Origin of the sequence: Micromonospora psammae (genome assembly GCF_036902725.1) — a bacterium.
Lineage (GTDB): Bacteria > Actinomycetota > Actinomycetes > Mycobacteriales > Micromonosporaceae > Micromonospora.
The window spans coordinates 306,554-321,338 of record NZ_JBAKHM010000001.1; the positions used below are offsets into that span (position 1 = coordinate 306,554).

General features: G+C 75.0%; 18 protein-coding genes and 1 tRNA gene. 11 read left to right on the top strand and 8 right to left on the bottom strand.

Annotated features, from left to right (window positions below):
• Positions 1–100: 100 nt before the first annotated feature.
• A complete protein-coding gene (locus V6U79_RS01395; RefSeq protein ID WP_334613182.1) occupies positions 101–1,177 on the bottom strand; it encodes an LCP family protein in 1,077 nt (358 codons plus the stop codon).
• 126 nt (positions 1,178–1,303) lie between these two features.
• Between V6U79_RS01395 and V6U79_RS01400 the strand changes: the two genes are divergently transcribed.
• The 3 genes from V6U79_RS01400 (at position 1,304) to V6U79_RS01410 (ending at position 3,331) form a co-directional block, all read left to right on the top strand.
• The gene (locus V6U79_RS01400) at positions 1,304–2,137 is read left to right on the top strand and encodes a class I SAM-dependent methyltransferase (RefSeq protein WP_334519227.1); all 834 of its coding nucleotides are present in this window, start codon (positions 1,304–1,306) and stop codon (positions 2,135–2,137) included.
• Positions 2,134–2,949 (top strand): MOSC domain-containing protein, encoded by an 816-nt coding sequence (locus tag V6U79_RS01405; protein WP_334613184.1) that lies wholly within the window; start codon positions 2,134–2,136, stop codon positions 2,947–2,949. Before V6U79_RS01400 ends, V6U79_RS01405 begins: the two co-directional genes overlap by 4 nt.
• Before the next feature lie 70 nt (positions 2,950–3,019).
• The gene (locus tag V6U79_RS01410; protein ID WP_334519221.1) at positions 3,020–3,331 is read left to right on the top strand and encodes a hypothetical protein; all 312 of its coding nucleotides are present in this window, start codon (positions 3,020–3,022) and stop codon (positions 3,329–3,331) included.
• A gap of 56 nt (positions 3,332–3,387) precedes the next feature.
• Here the strand turns inward: V6U79_RS01410 and V6U79_RS01415 are convergent, their stop codons facing one another.
• From V6U79_RS01415 to bcp, 3 genes are all read right to left on the bottom strand, one after another.
• Positions 3,388–3,915: a GNAT family N-acetyltransferase gene (locus tag V6U79_RS01415; protein WP_442933728.1), complete on the bottom strand. Its 528-nt coding sequence runs from the start codon at positions 3,913–3,915 to the stop codon at positions 3,388–3,390.
• Between the two features lie 56 nt (positions 3,916–3,971).
• Positions 3,972–4,057 (bottom strand) — tRNA-Leu (locus tag V6U79_RS01420).
• Positions 4,058–4,144: 87 nt separating this feature from the next.
• Positions 4,145–4,621 (bottom strand): thioredoxin-dependent thiol peroxidase, encoded by a 477-nt coding sequence (bcp, locus tag V6U79_RS01425; RefSeq protein ID WP_334519218.1) that lies wholly within the window; start codon positions 4,619–4,621, stop codon positions 4,145–4,147.
• A 123-nt stretch (positions 4,622–4,744) separates the two neighbouring features.
• Here bcp and V6U79_RS01430 point away from each other — a divergent pair, with 123 nt between their 5' ends.
• The 4 genes from V6U79_RS01430 to V6U79_RS01445 are packed head-to-tail and all read left to right on the top strand — an operon-like array spanning position 4,745 to position 7,400.
• Positions 4,745–5,461, top strand: a complete 717-nt coding sequence (locus tag V6U79_RS01430; RefSeq protein WP_334519215.1) for an energy-coupling factor ABC transporter permease — start codon at positions 4,745–4,747, stop codon at positions 5,459–5,461.
• Positions 5,458–5,847 (top strand): PDGLE domain-containing protein, encoded by a 390-nt coding sequence (locus V6U79_RS01435; RefSeq protein WP_334613186.1) that lies wholly within the window; start codon positions 5,458–5,460, stop codon positions 5,845–5,847. Before V6U79_RS01430 ends, V6U79_RS01435 begins: the two co-directional genes overlap by 4 nt.
• Positions 5,848–5,862: 15 nt before the next feature.
• Entirely contained in the window at positions 5,863–6,633 is a 771-nt protein-coding gene (gene cbiQ / locus V6U79_RS01440; RefSeq protein WP_334519209.1) for a cobalt ECF transporter T component CbiQ, read from the top strand.
• Positions 6,630–7,400 (top strand): energy-coupling factor ABC transporter ATP-binding protein, encoded by a 771-nt coding sequence (locus V6U79_RS01445; protein ID WP_334519206.1) that lies wholly within the window; start codon positions 6,630–6,632, stop codon positions 7,398–7,400. Before cbiQ ends, V6U79_RS01445 begins: the two co-directional genes overlap by 4 nt.
• Before the next feature lie 30 nt (positions 7,401–7,430).
• On the opposite strand, the gene V6U79_RS01450 is transcribed toward V6U79_RS01445, so the two are convergent.
• The 4 genes from V6U79_RS01450 to V6U79_RS01465 are packed head-to-tail and all read right to left on the bottom strand — an operon-like array spanning position 7,431 to position 10,382.
• Positions 7,431–8,528, bottom strand: coding sequence for a hypothetical protein (locus V6U79_RS01450; RefSeq protein WP_442933729.1), 1,098 nt, complete (start codon positions 8,526–8,528; stop codon positions 7,431–7,433).
• Positions 8,525–9,241, bottom strand: coding sequence for a DsbA family protein (locus tag V6U79_RS01455; protein WP_334613187.1), 717 nt, complete (start codon positions 9,239–9,241; stop codon positions 8,525–8,527). Before V6U79_RS01455 ends, V6U79_RS01450 begins: the two co-directional genes overlap by 4 nt.
• The gene (locus V6U79_RS01460) at positions 9,234–9,758 is read right to left on the bottom strand and encodes a MauE/DoxX family redox-associated membrane protein (RefSeq protein WP_334613189.1); all 525 of its coding nucleotides are present in this window, start codon (positions 9,756–9,758) and stop codon (positions 9,234–9,236) included. The genes V6U79_RS01455 and V6U79_RS01460 overlap by 8 nt, the downstream gene beginning before the upstream one ends.
• A gap of 33 nt (positions 9,759–9,791) precedes the next feature.
• Entirely contained in the window at positions 9,792–10,382 is a 591-nt protein-coding gene (locus V6U79_RS01465; RefSeq protein WP_334613190.1) for a sigma-70 family RNA polymerase sigma factor, read from the bottom strand.
• Positions 10,383–10,490: 108 nt separating this feature from the next.
• Here V6U79_RS01465 and V6U79_RS01470 point away from each other — a divergent pair, with 108 nt between their 5' ends.
• The 4 genes from V6U79_RS01470 (at position 10,491) to V6U79_RS29730 (ending at position 14,734) form a co-directional block, all read left to right on the top strand.
• The gene (locus V6U79_RS01470) at positions 10,491–11,135 is read left to right on the top strand and encodes a zf-HC2 domain-containing protein (protein ID WP_334519195.1); all 645 of its coding nucleotides are present in this window, start codon (positions 10,491–10,493) and stop codon (positions 11,133–11,135) included.
• Between the two features lie 86 nt (positions 11,136–11,221).
• Positions 11,222–12,886 (top strand): copper resistance CopC/CopD family protein, encoded by a 1,665-nt coding sequence (locus V6U79_RS01475; RefSeq protein ID WP_334613192.1) that lies wholly within the window; start codon positions 11,222–11,224, stop codon positions 12,884–12,886.
• A 17-nt stretch (positions 12,887–12,903) separates the two neighbouring features.
• Complete coding sequence (locus V6U79_RS01480) at positions 12,904–13,632, top strand: YcnI family copper-binding membrane protein (protein ID WP_334613193.1); 729 nt, start codon at positions 12,904–12,906, stop codon at positions 13,630–13,632.
• A gap of 172 nt (positions 13,633–13,804) precedes the next feature.
• Positions 13,805–14,734 carry a hypothetical protein gene (locus V6U79_RS29730; RefSeq protein WP_442933730.1) on the top strand — a complete coding sequence of 310 codons (930 nt, stop codon included), beginning with the start codon at positions 13,805–13,807 and terminating at the stop codon, positions 14,732–14,734.
• Positions 14,735–14,785 lie beyond the last annotated feature (51 nt).

Sequence of the window (14,785 nt, forward strand, 5' to 3'; positions counted from 1 at the left end):
CCCGTGACGGCCCGGCGCCCGTTCGGGGCGAGACGCCGAGCGATCGAAGGATACGATCGTCTCGGTCAATTCACCACAGCCGGCAGGGCAGAGGGAAGTCCTATTTTCCGGCGGATGCGATCCGATCGACCGAATCGCTGCGGACCGCGTCGAACAACTCCCGGGCCCTGGCGTTGTCCGGGAACACCACGCTCTCGCTGCCCACCCGGCCGGTGCCCTTCACCGGGCAGGTGTAGAAGCCGAGGTTGCCGCCGCGCAGGTGGCGCAGCTCCGTCGCCAGGTCCACCAGCGACATCGACCTGTCGACCGCGACCGCGTCGGCCGTGGCCTTGACGAACGAGTTCAGCCTGGTGGGGCTGCCCAGCGTGCCGCCCGAGGCCGCCTTGTCGAGGATCGCCTTGATGACCTGCTGCTGGTGCCTGATCCGGGCGAAGTCGCCGTCGGCGAACGCGTAGCGCTCGCGGGCGTAGTCCAGCGCGGCGGCCCCGTCCATGGTCTGCCGGCCCTTGACGAACTCGCGCCGGCCGTCGGGGTTGAGCGAGTGGGTGGAGGTGAAGCTCCGCTCCACGTCGACCTCGATGCCGCCCAGCGCGTCGACGATCTCCTTGAAGCCGGCGAAGTCGACCATCGCCACGTGGTCGACGCGGACCCCGGTGAACTTCTCGACCGTCTGCACCATCAGCGGCACGCCGCCCCACGCGTAGGCCGCGTTGATCTTGGCGGCACGGCCGCCCCGGCCCTCCTTGGAGCGCGGGACGTGCGTCCAGGTGTCGCGCGGGATCGAGATGAGCTGGGCGCTCGACCGGTCCTTCGGCAGGTGGGCGAGGATGATGGTGTCGCTGCGGGAACCCCCGGCGTTCCCCGGGTCGCGGGAGTCGCTGCCCAGGATCATGATGTTCATCGCGCCCTTGGCGACCACCTGCGGACGGGACTCCTCGGGCACCCCGGTGAACGCGTCGACCCGGTCGATCGAGGAGTTGACCGAGCGGTAGTACAGGCTTCCCGCGAGGACACCCCCGCCGGCCAGCAGCGCCAGCGCCAGCAGCACGATCAGGGCGATCCGCCGGCCGCGGCGGCGGCGCGGAGCCGGAGCCGACGACCGGCCGGCAGCTTCGCCGTCCCCTTCGGACCCGGCGGAGGGCGGTTCGGGGTCGGCGAGCCGCTGGCGATCGGACATGGCCGCGATGCTACTGATTCACGTTCGGCCGCGGGGACCCTCGCCCGGCCGGTCAATCCTGGCCGCCGGGTCGGCGGATCGAAACTTTCCTCGCCACTGTTCGGCTTCTCCTGGTAGAACGCTCGTGTGGACGCAACGACGCTTCGCCGGGCCATCGCCCGTACCCGCCTCGCACCGGTGGCCGCCTTCCCCAAGCGGCTGGCCCGGGTCGCCCGGTACGACGCCAAGGTGCTGCGCACCTCCGCCCGATGGCTGGTCACCTCCCGGGAACACCACAACTACACCTACGACCTGACCGCGCTCAGCCGCCAGCACCTCGCCTGGTTCGTCAGCGTCGTCTGCGACGTCCCGGTCAAACAGGTCCGCGCGTACGTCGAGGAGATCGAGTCCGACGACACGCTGCGCGGCCACATCGAGCGGGCCACCGCCGGCGCCGCGCGCCGCGGCCTCGCCGACCGGAAGGTCCGGTACGCCCGCCGGGTCGGCTGGTACGCCATCGTCCGGGCCACCCGCCCGGCGCACGTCGTCGAGACGGGCGTCGACAAGGGGCTGGGCAGCTGCGTGCTGGCCGCCGCGCTGCTGCGCAACGCCGCCGAGGGGCACCCCGGCCGGGTCACCTCGCTGGACATCAACCCCGAGGCCGGCTACCTGGCCCGCACCGCGCCCTGGTCGGAGGTGGTCGACCTGGTGATCGGGGACTCCATCGCCTCGATCGCCGCCCTGGACCGGCCGGTCGACCTGTTCCTGCACGACAGTGACCACAGCCGCGCCCACGAGAAGCGTGAGTTCGAGGCGGTGGAGCCGAAGCTCGCCCCGGGCGCGCTCCTGCTGACCGACAACGTCACGCACACCGACGTGCTGGCCAAGCACGCCGAGCGCACCGGGCGGCGATTCCTCGCCTACCGGGAGACCCCACGCGAGCACTGGTACCCCGGGGACGGGATCGGGGCCGCCTGGTGAGGCTCGCCTCCGTGCACACGTACCCGGTCAAGGGGTGTCACCGCCTCGACCACGACGGCGCCCGGGTCGAGCCGTGGGGCCTGGCCGGCGACCGGCGCTGGATGGTCATCGACGCCGACGGCGTCGGCGTCACCCAGCGGGAGACCACGGAGCTGGTCCGGCTGCGCGCCGTGCCGCGCGACGGGGGCCTGGTGCTGACCGCCGCCGGCCGCCCCGAACTCGACGTCGCCGAGCCGGGCGGCGACGCCACCGTCGCGGTACGGGTCTTCGGCAACCGGCTGCCGGTCGACGCGGTCCCCGCCGGCCCGGCGGCCGACGACTGGCTCACCGCCCTGCTCGGCCGGTCGGTCCGCCTGGTCCACCTGCGTCACCCCGCCCGGCACCTCGCCCCGGGCAACCGCGCCCACGACACCGGCGGCCAGGTCAGCTTCGCCGACGAGTACCCGCTGCTGCTGGCCGCCACCGCCTCCCTCGACGCGCTCAACGACTGGCTCGCCGAGGCCGGCGAGGAGCCCGTCCCGATCACCCGGTTCCGTTCCAACCTGGTGGTCGAGGGCGCGCCCGCCTGGGCCGAGGACGGCTGGGCCGGGCGGCGGCTGCGGGTCGGCGCGGCGGTGTTCCGCGCCGCCGGGCCGTGCGACCGGTGCGTCGTGACCACCACCGACCAGGAAACGGGGGTACGTGGCCGCGAGCCGCTGCGCACCCTGGCCCGGCACCGCAACATCGGGCGGAAGCTCCTCTTCGGACTGCACCTGGTGCCGGAGACGCCCGGCGTGGTGGCCGTCGGCGATCCGGTCACGGTGGACGGCTGAACGGGGCTTGCCGACCCGGCTCGCGGACATCGATGATGGTGTCAACGGTCACTCCGACGGAGGAGTCGAGATGCAGGTCGTCCACCAACCCCGCGTGGCCTGGGACATGGCCCGGTTGATCGTCGCCGCGGCCGACGACGACGCGCTTCTCGGCTGGCTCGGCACCGAGCTGGGCGGGCTGCTCGGCCCGGACTGCGCGCGAGCCCTGCGCGACACCCGGGACCGGCTCCGCGTGTCCGGGGGCGTCGACCGGGCCCCGATCGAGGCGGGCCGGTGGCGGGTCCGGCTGGAGGACCTGCTGCGTACCCGCCCGGAGACGGCCGAGCCGCTGCGCTCGCTGGCCGTGGTCGGGTCCGGGCTGCTGGCCGGTCGGCGCGGCTGACCGACTCCGCTGCGGGCGGTGCCGCCCTCGGGTGGGCGGTCCGCCGCGAAGGTGGGTCAGGCGAGGTCGCGCCACATGAGGATCTCGTCCCGGTGGTCGCCGTCGGCCAGCCGCAGGGCGCCCGGCAGGCGTCCCACCTCGCGGTAGCCGAGCCGGGTGTAGAACTCCTCCACGCCCAGCCCGCCCCGGACCGTGACGTGCAGCGCCTGCCAGCCCAGTTCGGGGGCGCGCCGTTCGGCCTCGCGCATCAGGGCGACGCCGTGGCCCCGGCCCTGGGTGTCCGGGTGGACCATCACCCGCTTCAGGGTGCCCCAGTGCGACTTCAGGCGGAACCGGTTGTCCGCGAGGATCAGTACGCCGATCGGGCGCTCGCCGTCGTACCCGACCAGCAGCCGGTCCGGTCCGTCGGTGATGTCGGCGAAGGTCTCGTCGGCGACCGCGCGGACCTCGGCGGCGGTGACCGGGGCGACGAAGCCGACCGCGCCGCCGGCGTTGGTGACGTCCACCCAGAGGGCGATGATCCGCTCGCGCAGGTCGGCGGTGAGGTCGGGGTCGAGGACGAAGCGCAGACTCACGCCGGTCATCCTGGCGAACCGGCGCGGCGTGAGCCCGCGATCGTGACGCGCCCGACAGCGCTGCCTGGTGCGGGAGAGGGGATTCGAACCCCCACGTCCTTTCGGACAATAGGACCTAAACCTACCGCGTCTGCCGTTCCGCCACTCCCGCCGGTCCGCTGAGTCTAGAGCGTCCGGCCGCAGCGGTGTGGAGTCCCGCCCCCGGCGGGGGCCGACGGTAGTGGCCCGGCGGGACGCCTCAGTCGAGGCCGAGGTCGCGGCGCAGCTTCGCGACGTGGCCGGTGGCCTTGACGTTGTAGAGCGCCCGCTCGATCTTGCCGTCCGGGTCGATGACGAACGTGGAGCGGATCACCCCCGTCACGGTCTTGCCGTACAGCTGCTTCTCGCCGTACGCGCCGTACGCGGTGAGGACCGACCGGTCGGTGTCGGCGACGAGCGGGAAGGTGATGGCGTCGCGGTCGCGGAACTTGGCGAGCTTCTCCGGCTTGTCGGGGGAGATGCCGACCACCGCGTAGCCGGCGGCCTGGAGCGAGGCGAGAGAGTCGCGGAAGTCGCACGCCTGCTTGGTGCAGCCGGGCGTCATCGCCGCCGGGTAGGCGTACAGGATGACCCGGCGGCCGCGCAGGTCGGCCAGGGAGAGCGTCTCGCCGGTGTCGGTGGGCAGGCTGAACTCGGGGGCGGGGTCACCGGGGGTGAGGCGGTCGGGCGCGGTCATGGCAGAGACCCTACCGCCGGGCCGACCGGCGTCGGGCCGCCCGCGCCGGACCACATGGTGATCAACACCATGCTTGTTGCCATGCCTTGGCAACAACCAGGCCCGGGAAATAGGCTGCGCGGTGTGGACACCCTGGCGATGCACATCTCGAACGGGATCATCAACGGTCCCGTGGCGGGGATCTTCGCGGCCGTCGCGCTCGCCGCGCTGACCTTCTGCGTGCTGCGCGGCCGACGCGACCTGGACGACCGGCTGGCTCCGATGGCCGGCCTGGTCGCCGCCTTCATCTTCGCCGTGCAGATGCTCAACTTCCCGATCTTCACCGCCGGGGTGAGCGGCCACCTGCTCGGCGGCGCGCTCGCCGCCCTGCTGGTCGGCCCGTGGGTGGGCGCGCTCTGCGTGGCGGTGGTGCTGATCGTCCAGGCGCTGGTCTTCGGCGACGGCGGCGTGGCGATGCTCGGCCTGAACATCACCAACATGGCCCTGCTCGGCACCGCGGCGGCGTACCTGCTGATCGCGCTGCTGCTGCGGGTGCTGCCGCGGACCCCGGGCGGGCTGGGCGTCACCGCGTTCGTCTCCGCGCTGGTGAGCGTGGCGGTCGCCGCCCAGGGCTTCGTCCTGCAGTACTGGCTGGGCGGCACCACCGACCTCGGTGGCAACATCACCGGGCTGGCCGGCACGATGGCCGTCGCGCACCTGCTGATCGGCGTCGGCGAGGGCCTGATCACCGCCACCACCGTGGTCACCGTCGCCAAGGTGCGTCCCGACCTGGTGTACGCGCTGCGCGCCCTGAAGCCGGCCACGCCGGCGCCCGTCCCGGTTGTCGGAGGTGTCCGGTGAGGAAGCGTTCCTGGGGTTTCGTCGCGGTCGGCCTGCTGGTCGCGCTCCTGCTGGCCGGAGTGGTCAGCAACTACGCCTCGGCGCACCCCGACGGACTGGACTCCTCGCTGCTCAAGGGCTGCACCGTCGACGCCGACGACCGCATCACCGGCGGTTCCTGCCCGGCCCAGCAGGCGAAGGACCACGAGCTGGCCGACAGCCCGCTGGCCGACTACGGCGTGCGTGGGATCGACAACGGTTTCCTCTCCACCGGGCTCTCCGGCGTGGTCGGGGTGCTGCTCACCTTCGCCATCGGCGGCGGCGCCTTCTGGCTGCTGCGCCGCCGCGCGCCGGCCGGCGCCGAGGCGACCGGCGAGGACCGGCGGCCCGCCGGCCACGTCGGCTGAGCCGGGGGTACGGCGATGGGCGCGGGGCACGCGCACGTCCTCTACCGGGATGCCGGTTCCCCGGTGCACCGACTGCCGCCCGAGGTGAAGATCGCGGCGATGGTGCTCTTCACGCTCGCCGTGGTGGCCACCCCGCGCGAGGCGTTCTGGGCCTTCGGTGGGTACGCGCTGCTGGTCGCCGGGGTCGCCGCGCTGGCCCGGGTCGGTGCCCGCTGGCTGCTGCTCCGCTCGATGATCGAGCTGCCGTTCGTGCTCTTCGCGGTGGCGTTGCCCTTCCTCGGCGCGGGGGAGCGGACGGAGCTGGCCGGGCTGAGCCTCTCCGTCGACGGCCTGTACGGGGCGTGGAACATCGTCGCCAAGGGCACGCTCGGCGTACTCGTGTCGCTGTTGCTGGCCGCGACCACGACGACCCGGGACCTGATCCTCGGCCTGGACCGGCTGCGCTGCCCGCAGATCCTCACCCAGATCGCCACCTTCATGCTGCGCTACCTGGACGTCCTGGTCGGTGAGGCCCGCCGGATGCGGGTGGCCCGGGTCTCCCGCGGCGACGACCCGCGTTTCCTCTGGCAGCTGCGCGGCTTCGCGGCGGGGGTGGGCGCGCTCTTCCTGCGCGCCTTCGAGCGCGGGGAGCGGGTCTACCTGGCGATGCTGTCGCGCGGATACTCCGGGCGGATGCCGGCGGTCTGGCAGGGCGCGGGCGCGGCCACCGCCGGGCAGTGGCTGGCCGCGGCCACCGTGCCGCTGGTCGCGGTCACCATCGCCGCGACCGCCGTCGTCCTGACATGATCGGATACGTGCAGACCGCTCCCTCGCTGGACGTCCGTGGCGTCCGGTACGCCTACCCGGACGGCCACGTCGCCCTCGACGGGGTGGACCTGACCGTGCCGCGCGGTGAGCGGGTGGCCCTGCTCGGTCCCAACGGCGCCGGCAAGACCACGCTGGTGCTGCACCTCAACGGCATCCTCACCCCGACGGCGGGGACGGTCAGCGTCGGCGGGTTGACGGTGAGCCGGGACCGGGCCGAGCTGGCCGAGGTCCGGCGCCGGGTCGGCATCGTCTTCCAGGACCCGGACGACCAGCTCTTCCTGCCCACCGTCGCAGAGGACGTGGCGTTCGGCCCGGCCAACCTGGGGCTGCGCGGCGCGGAGCTGGCCGAGCGGGTCGACGAGGCCCTCGCGGCGGTGGGGATGGGCGAGCACCGGGACCGGGCACCGCACCACCTCTCCTTCGGGCAGCGCCGTCGGGTGGCGGTCGCCACGGTGCTCGCCATGCGCCCGGAGATCCTGGTGCTCGACGAGCCCTCGTCGAACCTCGACCCGGCCGCCCGGCGGGAGCTGGCGGAGATCCTGCGCGGCCTGCCGGTGACGCTGCTGATGGTCACACACGACCTGCCGTACGCCGCCGAGCTCTGCGACCGGGCGGTCATCCTCGACGCCGGCCGCATCGTCGCCGACGCCCCCACCCTCGACGTCCTGACGGATCCGGACCTGCTCTCCCGCCATCGCCTCGAACTTCCCTACGGATTCAGCCCCCGCTCCCTCCCCCGCCCCTGACCCCCGGCGGGGCGGGCGGGTGGTGAGCGGTCAGGTGTGCGTCGGGGCGGGGTGCGGGATGGTGGCGGGGGTCGTGCGGCCGGCGGCGTGCAGGCGTAGGACGCCCGCGCCGACCGCACCGGCGCCGGCGGCGAGGACCAGGGTGACCAGCAGCCGCGCCCCGGTGGCCGGCCACGGCACGGGCACCACCGCGCGGGCGAGGACGGCGGTGTTGGCCGCGCCGACGAAGAGCGCCAGGCAGGCCCCGGCCAGCGCCAGCGCGAAGTCCGCCGCCGGCCGGCGAGCCAGCGCGTAGCCGCCCGCGGCGAGCGCGCCGAGCCCGGTGAGCAGCGCCCACATCTGCCCGCTCAGCAGCCCGGCGAGCACCCCGCCGAGCCCCTCGGCGCCCGCGTCCAGCTCCCGCCCGACGACCAGCGTCACGGCGGCCACGCCGCCGAGCGCCAGCACCGCCCCGACCGCGTCCAGCGCCCGTACCCCGGCCGCCGAGCCGGCCGGCAGTAGGCCGGCCGCCCCGACGACCAGGAAACCCAGCGCGGCGGCGACCCACCACGGGTACGGGTCCGGCGGCGGCACCCAGTCGACGGTGCCCCTGACCTCCAGCGGCTCGGCGCCGTCGCGGAGCGGGACCACCCAGTCGCGGACCCGGTGTTCCCGGGTCGGGTCGGCGGCGACCCGGGCCGGCGGCCCCGGCTGCCGCCACTGGGCGCGCTGGTCGTGCCAGCGCACCCGGTCGTCGTCCGTGACCCGGCGCCACTGCGGCGCGGCGGCCGGGTCGGCCTCGGGCGGCAGGGTGGTCGCCCCGGCCAGGGTCCGGTTCAGGTACGTCGCCGGGGAGCGGGTGTTCTCGAAGACCCCGTCCGGCCCGACCCGCAGGTACGGCTCCCCGGAGTAGCCGATCACCTCGACGGTCCGCCCGGTGTGGTTGACCAGTTCCAGCCGGGCGCCCGTCTCGACGGCCCGCACGGTCAGCCCCGGCCGGGCCGGGGTGAGCCCGGTCACCGCGGTGCGGTAGTCGGTGCCGTCGGGGGCGTCCGCGCCGTGCGCGGCGGCCGGCGCGGCGAGGGTGAGGACGGTGAGGAGCGCGGCGGTGAGGACCAGCCCGGCCCGCCGCAGGGGGAGAGGGATCATCGGCCGGCCGCCGCCACCGCCGCCTTGATTCCCTCGGGGGAGCGGTCCTCGACGTTCTTGCCGTCGACCTTGATGGTGGGCGTCCCGGTGACGCCGGACCGGCTGGCGTCCTCCGTCACCCGTTCGGTCCACGGCTTGAACCTCCCCTCCCGGACGCAGGACCCGAAGTCGTCCCGGTCCAGGCCGAGCCCCGCGCCGATCTCGATCAGCTCGTCGTCGCTCAGCCCGGCGCCGCCCTCGCGCGGCTGCCGTTCGAAGAGCCGGTCGGTGAACTCCTTGAACCTGCCGCCCTCGGCGGCGCAGCCGGCGGCGGCCGACGAGCGGGTGCTGTAGTCGGTGGTGGAGTAGCGGTTGAGGTAGGCCACCGGGTGGAAGACCACCCGGGCCTTGCCCTCGCTGACCAACTGGTCGATCGTCGCGCCGCTGACCTGCTGGAACTGCTGGCAGGCGGGGCAGAGGTAGTCCTCGTACAGGTCGATGGTGACCGGGCCGGAGCCGAGCACGATGCCGGTGCCGGCGTCGTTGGCGCCCTTCGGCGCGGTGAACTCGTCGGCGCGCTGGCCGGACCAGACGCTCCAACCGATCAGGCCGGCGATCACCAGCACCGCGACCGCGGCCACCGACGCCCAGAGCGTCCGCCTGCGCCGCTTCTCCCGGGCCAACTGCTGGCGGACCACCCGGGCCGCGTCCCGCTGCCCCTTGCGACTAGTCATCCTCGTCCTCCACGGGTGGTTCCCCCGCCAGCCAGCCGTCCACCGAGAACGGGGTGCGGGGCCAGCTCAGCAGGAATCCGGCCAGCGCCAGGAATCCCAGGTCCCGGAGGATCTCCGGGAGGTAGCTCGGGGACTGCCCGGCGGCGAGCTGCCCGCCGCTGCCGAAGCAGCCGCAGTCGATCGCCAGGCCGCGGCTCCAGGCCGACGCGATGCCCGCGACGAAGACCACCAGCAGCGCCGCGGAGACCCCGGCGGCGAGCCGGGTGGCCAGCCCCAGCAGCAGGATCACCCCGAGCGCCAGCTCCACGAAGGGCAGCGCCGCGCCGATCACCGTGGCCACGTCGTATGGCATGACCTGGTAGGCGACGACCGCGCGCCCGGATGCGGCGAGGTCGCCGACCTTGGTGGCGCCGGCGACCAGCCAGACCGTGGCCAGGCCGAGCCGGGCGGCGGTGCCGAGCCAGGGGCGGAGGGCGGGGCGGCGGTCGACCGGGGTGCGCGCTACGGTCACGGTCATTGGTCGCTCCGTCCGGCCCGGAAGTTCCACCGGTCAGCCGGCCAGCGCGGCGTCGACGGCGTCGACGAGATCGGTGCGGGCGCGGGCCACCCGGGAGCGGATGGTGCCCACCGGCACCCCCTCCACGGCGGCGGCCTCGGCGTAGGACAGGCCGAGCAGTTGGGTGAGCACGAACGCCCCGCGACGGTCGGCGGGGAGGCGGCGGACCAGGTCGGCGGCCCCGAGCTGCCCGGCCGGGTCCGGGTACGGGCGGTCGGTGTGGGCGTTCGCGGCGAGCCGCTCGTCCAGCCGCCGGCGGCGGACCACGGTGCGCAGGTGGTCGGCGCAGGCCCGGCGGGCGATGCCGAGCAGCCAGGTGCGCGCGCTGGAGCGTCCCTCGAAGCCGGGCAGCGCCCGGAAGGCCCGCAGGTAGGTCTCCTGGGTGAGGTCGTCGGCGCTGTCCGGGTCGACCAGCGCGGCGGCGAAGCGCCACACCTCGGCCTGGGTGGCCCGGACGAAGGCGGCCTGGGCGACCGGGTCGCCGTCCCGGGCGGCCAGCGCCCACCGGGTCGCCGACTCCCGCGCAGCCCCGTCCGACGTGCCGGTGCGGCCGGCGGCGGTGGTGTCGCGCGGGACGGGGATCACGTCAGAGAAGGCTACGCGGCGTGCCGGGGGTGGGCAGGGTCCTTCGACCCTTTCTATGGCCTCGCCCACGTCGGGAACTTTTCCCCGCCCGTACCCGACTACCCCCTCATGAACTGCGACGACGTACGCGTGGCGCTGTCGGCGCGGCTGGACGGGGAGGACCCGCAGGTGCCGGCGCCGGCGCTGGACGCCCACACGGAGGGCTGCCCCGGCTGCCGTTCCTGGCTGTCCCGGGCCGAGCAGGTGACCCGGCTCACCCGGGTCCGCGTGGTCGAGGTGCCCGACCTCACCGCCTCGGTGCTGGCGGCGGTGGCCGCCGACCCGGTGCTCGCCGGCCGTTCGCCGGCGGCCGTCCGGGCGGCCCGTCGCCAGCTGCTGCGGATCGCCGTCGCGGTGGCCGCGGTCGCGCAGCTCGCCGTGGCGTTGCCGCTGCTGCTCGCCGGCCTGGGCGTGGCGGCCGACCCGCACACCAGCCGGGAGATGGCCTCCTTCGACGTCGCGCTCGCGGTCGGGTTCGCGCTGGCCGCGTGGCGCCCGGAGCGCGCCCGGGCGTTCCTGCCGGTGGCGCTGGTGCTCGCGGTCTGCCTGGCCGGCACCAGCGTGGTGGACATCGCCAACTCGACCACCGCCCTGGTGCACGAGGTCGGCCACCTGGCCGCCGTGGTGCAGGCGGGGCTGCTGTGGGCCCTGGGCCGGGTCAGCGGGGACACCGACCGGCGGTGGTCCACCGCTGTCGCGGCGGGGCGCGGGTGAGGCCGGCCCGGGCGGGCGTCCGCGGAGGTGGCGGGTCGGGAGTCCGCGCGGGGGCGGTTCGCCGAACGGGTGTCGCGTCGGCGAGCATGGCCGGCATGAACGTCGTCGATCGTCGCCGGATCGGGCGGCTGGCCGCCGCGGCCGGCCTGCTGGTCACCCTGGTCGCCCTGCTGCTCGCCCCGGCGACCCCGGCCAGTGCCCACGCCGTGCTGGTCAGCAGCAGCCCGCAGGCCTCCGCCGTGGTGCCGAGCGGGCCGGCCGAGGTGGTGCTGACCTTCAGCGAGTCGGTCCGCAAGGTGCCCGGCAAGATCCGGGTGATCGCGCCGGACGGCTCCCGGGCCGACCGGGGCGAACCGACCTTCGAGGGCGGCGTGGTGACCCTCGCGGTGGACCCGGCCGGACCGCGCGGCACCTACCTGGTCAGCTACCGGGTGATCTCCGCCGACAGCCACCCGGTCTCCGGCGCGTTCACGTACTCCGTCGGCGCGCCGTCGACGCCGCCGACCGACTCCGGCTCGGACAGCCGCGCCGACCCCGTGGTGGACACCGCGATGAAGGTGGCCCGGTCCCTGGGCTACGTGGGGCTGCTGCTGGTGGTCGGGCCGGCGCTGGTGCTCGCCGCCCTCTGGCCGCGGCGGCTCTCCCGGCGCGGTCCGGCGCGGCTGGCCTGGGCCGGTCTGGGCCTGCTGGCCGCCGCCACCCTGGCCGAGCTGTGGTTGCAGGTGCCGTACACGGCGGGTGGCGGGTTGTTCGACGTCACCGGGGAGGGCTTCGGTGAGGTCTTCGGCAGCTCGTACGGCACCGCGCACCTGGTCCGGCTGGGCCTGCTGGCGGCGGTCGCGTTCCTGCTCCGCCCGCTGACCGCCGGGCCGGTCGGCCGCACCGACGCGCTCATCCTGGCCCTCCTCGGCGGGGCGGCGCTGTTCACCTGGCCGCTGGCCGGCCACCCGGCCGCCTCGCCCGCCCCGGCGGTGTCGGTGGTGGTCGACGCGGTGCACCTGGGCGGCATGGCGGTCTGGCTGGGCGGGCTGGTGATGCTCGCGGTCTTCCTGCTGCGCCGCGCCGACGAGCGGGAGCTGGGCGCGATCCTGCCGGTCTGGTCGCGCTGGGCGGCGCTGGCCGTGGCGGCGCTGCTGCTGGCCGGCACCGTGCAGGGGCTGGTCGAGGTGGGCAGCGTGCCCGCGCTGGTGCAGACCACCTACGGCCGGCTGCTGCTCGCCAAGATCGGGCTCTTCGCGCTGGTGATCGCGGTGGCCGCGTACTCCCGGGCGCTGGTGCGGCGGCGGACCGCCGCCCAGCGGCCGGTGCCGGTGCGCCGGGCCATCTGGGCCGAGCTGGCCATCACCGCCATCGTGCTGGGCGTCACGTCGGTCCTGGTGCAGACCCCGCCGGCCCGCACCGTCGCCGCCACCGCGGCCGACACGACCGGCGGCTACTACTCGTCGACGCTGACCAGCCCGATCTACTCCCTGCAGGTCGAGCTGGACCCGGCCGAGCGGGGCAACAACACGCTGCACATGTACGCGTACACGACGGACAACCGGCCGCAGCCGGTGGCCGAGTGGAAGGCCACCGCGGCGCTGCCGTCGGCGGGGATCGAACCGATCGAGATCCCGTTGCTGGCGCTGACCGACAACCACGCCACCGGGGAGATCAACCTTCCGGCGGCGGGGGAGTGGCAGCTGCGCTTCACCGTCCGCATCTCCGAGATCGACCAGGCCACGGTGACCGCCACCGTGCCGATCAGATAAGAAGGGCTCTCCCGCACATGACCCGTCTCCGGCGCTCCGCGACCGTCGCCGCCCTCGCCCTCACCGCCGTCAGCACGGCCGTGCTCGGCTTCGCCGGGCCCGCCTCGGCGCACGTCACGGTCAATCCGAAGGACGCGACGCAGGGCGGCTACGGTCGCTTCGCCTTCCGGGTGCCGAACGAGAGCGACACCGCGTCGACCACCAAGGTCGAGGTGGTGCTGCCGGAGAACGCCCCGGTCGGCTCGGTGTCCACCATGCCGGTGCCCGGGTGGACGGTGGCGGTGGAGAAGCGCAAGGTCGACCCGCCGATCGAGGTGCACGGCAGCCAGCTCACCGAGGCGGTGTCGAAGCTGACCTGGACGGCCACCGGCGACGCCGCGGTCAAGCCGGGCCAGTTCCAGGAGTTCCCGGTCTCGATGGGACCGCTGCCGAAGGTCGACACGATGGTCTTCAAGACGTTGCAGACGTACTCCGACGGCAACATCCAGCGCTGGATCGAGGAGCCCACCGGAGGCGGCGAGGAGCCGGAGAACCCGGCCCCGGTGCTGGCCCTCACCGCCGGGCCGGCCTCCGCCACCCCGGCGGCGTCGCCGGGCGCCCAGGTCGAGGCCGACGACGATGACGACGACTCCGACGGCGCCGCCACCGGGCTGGCGATCGCCGGTCTGGTGGCCGGGCTGGCCGGTCTGCTCCTCGGCGGGCTGGCCTTCGCCCGGACCCGCCGGGATCCGGCCGCGAAGGACTGACCGGCACGCCGGTGGGCCCGGCCCGCCCGGCCCGCGCCGCCCCGCCGGCCCGACGGACCCACCTCCGGCGGGCCGGCGGCCGTCTCACCCCGGTCGCACCGATATCCGCAGATCATGGCGGTCCCGTCGGTAAGGTCTGCCGGGTACCCGGTCACCGAAGGAGACGGAACGGATGCGGTTCGTGCGGGCGCTCGCCGGAATGCTGCTCTTGGTCGTCGGGATTCCGGCGTTGCTGGCCGGGGGCGGCCTCTGGATGGTCGCCCGGCACGCGGACGCCGACGGCACCTTCGGCGCCCGCGTCGAGCCGGTCCGCACCGCCGGCCGGGCGGTCGTGGTGCCCGACGTCGACGCGCTGCTGCGCGCGGACGCGCCCTTCGCGCGGGTGGGCCCGGCGCGGCTGCGCCTGGCCGCCCGCACCCCGGACGGTCCGGCCTTCGTCGGCCTGGCCCCGGCCGACGAGGTGCGCCGCTGGCTCGCGTCGGTCCCGCACACCACGGTCGACCGGGTCGCGTTGACCCGGGGCCCGCTGCCGGTCCGCCTGGCCGACGCCGGGCCCACCGCCGCCCCCGGGCCCGCCGGCACCGTCCCGGTCGACCAGCCCTTCTGGGTACGGGAGGGGATCGGCGCGCTGGAGTGGAGCCCCGACGAGCTGGCCGGGCGGGGGTTGAGCCTGGTGGTGATGCGTCCGGACGGCCGGGGCGAGCTGGCCGTGGACCTGCGTGCCGGGCTGCGCGTCGACGGCTTCCGCGCGGCCGGCTGGGGCCTGCTGGCCGGTGGGCTGCTGCTGGTCGCCCTGGCGGGACTGGTGCTGCTACGTCCGGTGCGCCCGCGCGAGGTGGTCTTCGTGGTGGAGCCGGACCAGGTGCCGGTGCTCGCCGGCCGGCTCGGGGTCAGCTCGCTGAGCGGCCTGGGCGTCGATGCGCGGGAGCGCCGTTCGCCACCGTCGCAGCGGCAGCTGGTGTCGGTGGGCGCCGAACCGTCCCGGGCCGCGATCGACGCGGCACCGTCGACCCGGCCGGCCACCCTCGCCGACCTGCCGCCCTGGCCGCCGCGGAATCCGCCGGAGACACCCCGTCCGGTCCGCCCGGAGTCGGGGGACTGAACGCGGCGGACGGCCCTCCACGCTGCCGACGTGGAGGGCCGTCCTCACCGG

What these genes read in the sequence shown, in the direction of transcription:
- V6U79_RS01395 (WP_334613182.1), bottom strand. Translation starts at nt 1,177, where the DNA reads ATGTCCGATCGCCAGCGGCTCGCCGACCCCGAACCGCCCTCCGCCGGG.
- V6U79_RS01410 (WP_334519221.1), top strand. Translation starts at nt 3,020, where the DNA reads ATGCAGGTCGTCCACCAACCCCGCGTGGCCTGGGACATGGCCCGGTTG.
- V6U79_RS01415 (WP_442933728.1), bottom strand. Translation starts at nt 3,915, where the DNA reads ATGACCGGCGTGAGTCTGCGCTTCGTCCTCGACCCCGACCTCACCGCC.
- bcp (WP_334519218.1), bottom strand. Translation starts at nt 4,621, where the DNA reads ATGACCGCGCCCGACCGCCTCACCCCCGGTGACCCCGCCCCCGAGTTC.
- cbiQ (WP_334519209.1), top strand. Translation starts at nt 5,863, where the DNA reads ATGGGCGCGGGGCACGCGCACGTCCTCTACCGGGATGCCGGTTCCCCG.
- V6U79_RS01445 (WP_334519206.1), top strand. Translation starts at nt 6,630, where the DNA reads ATGATCGGATACGTGCAGACCGCTCCCTCGCTGGACGTCCGTGGCGTC.
- V6U79_RS01450 (WP_442933729.1), bottom strand. Translation starts at nt 8,528, where the DNA reads ATGATCCCTCTCCCCCTGCGGCGGGCCGGGCTGGTCCTCACCGCCGCG.
- V6U79_RS01455 (WP_334613187.1), bottom strand. Translation starts at nt 9,241, where the DNA reads ATGACTAGTCGCAAGGGGCAGCGGGACGCGGCCCGGGTGGTCCGCCAG.
- V6U79_RS01460 (WP_334613189.1), bottom strand. Translation starts at nt 9,758, where the DNA reads ATGACCGTGACCGTAGCGCGCACCCCGGTCGACCGCCGCCCCGCCCTC.
- V6U79_RS01470 (WP_334519195.1), top strand. Translation starts at nt 10,491, where the DNA reads ATGAACTGCGACGACGTACGCGTGGCGCTGTCGGCGCGGCTGGACGGG.
- V6U79_RS01475 (WP_334613192.1), top strand. Translation starts at nt 11,222, where the DNA reads ATGGCCGGCATGAACGTCGTCGATCGTCGCCGGATCGGGCGGCTGGCC.
- V6U79_RS01480 (WP_334613193.1), top strand. Translation starts at nt 12,904, where the DNA reads ATGACCCGTCTCCGGCGCTCCGCGACCGTCGCCGCCCTCGCCCTCACC.
- V6U79_RS29730 (WP_442933730.1), top strand. Translation starts at nt 13,805, where the DNA reads ATGCGGTTCGTGCGGGCGCTCGCCGGAATGCTGCTCTTGGTCGTCGGG.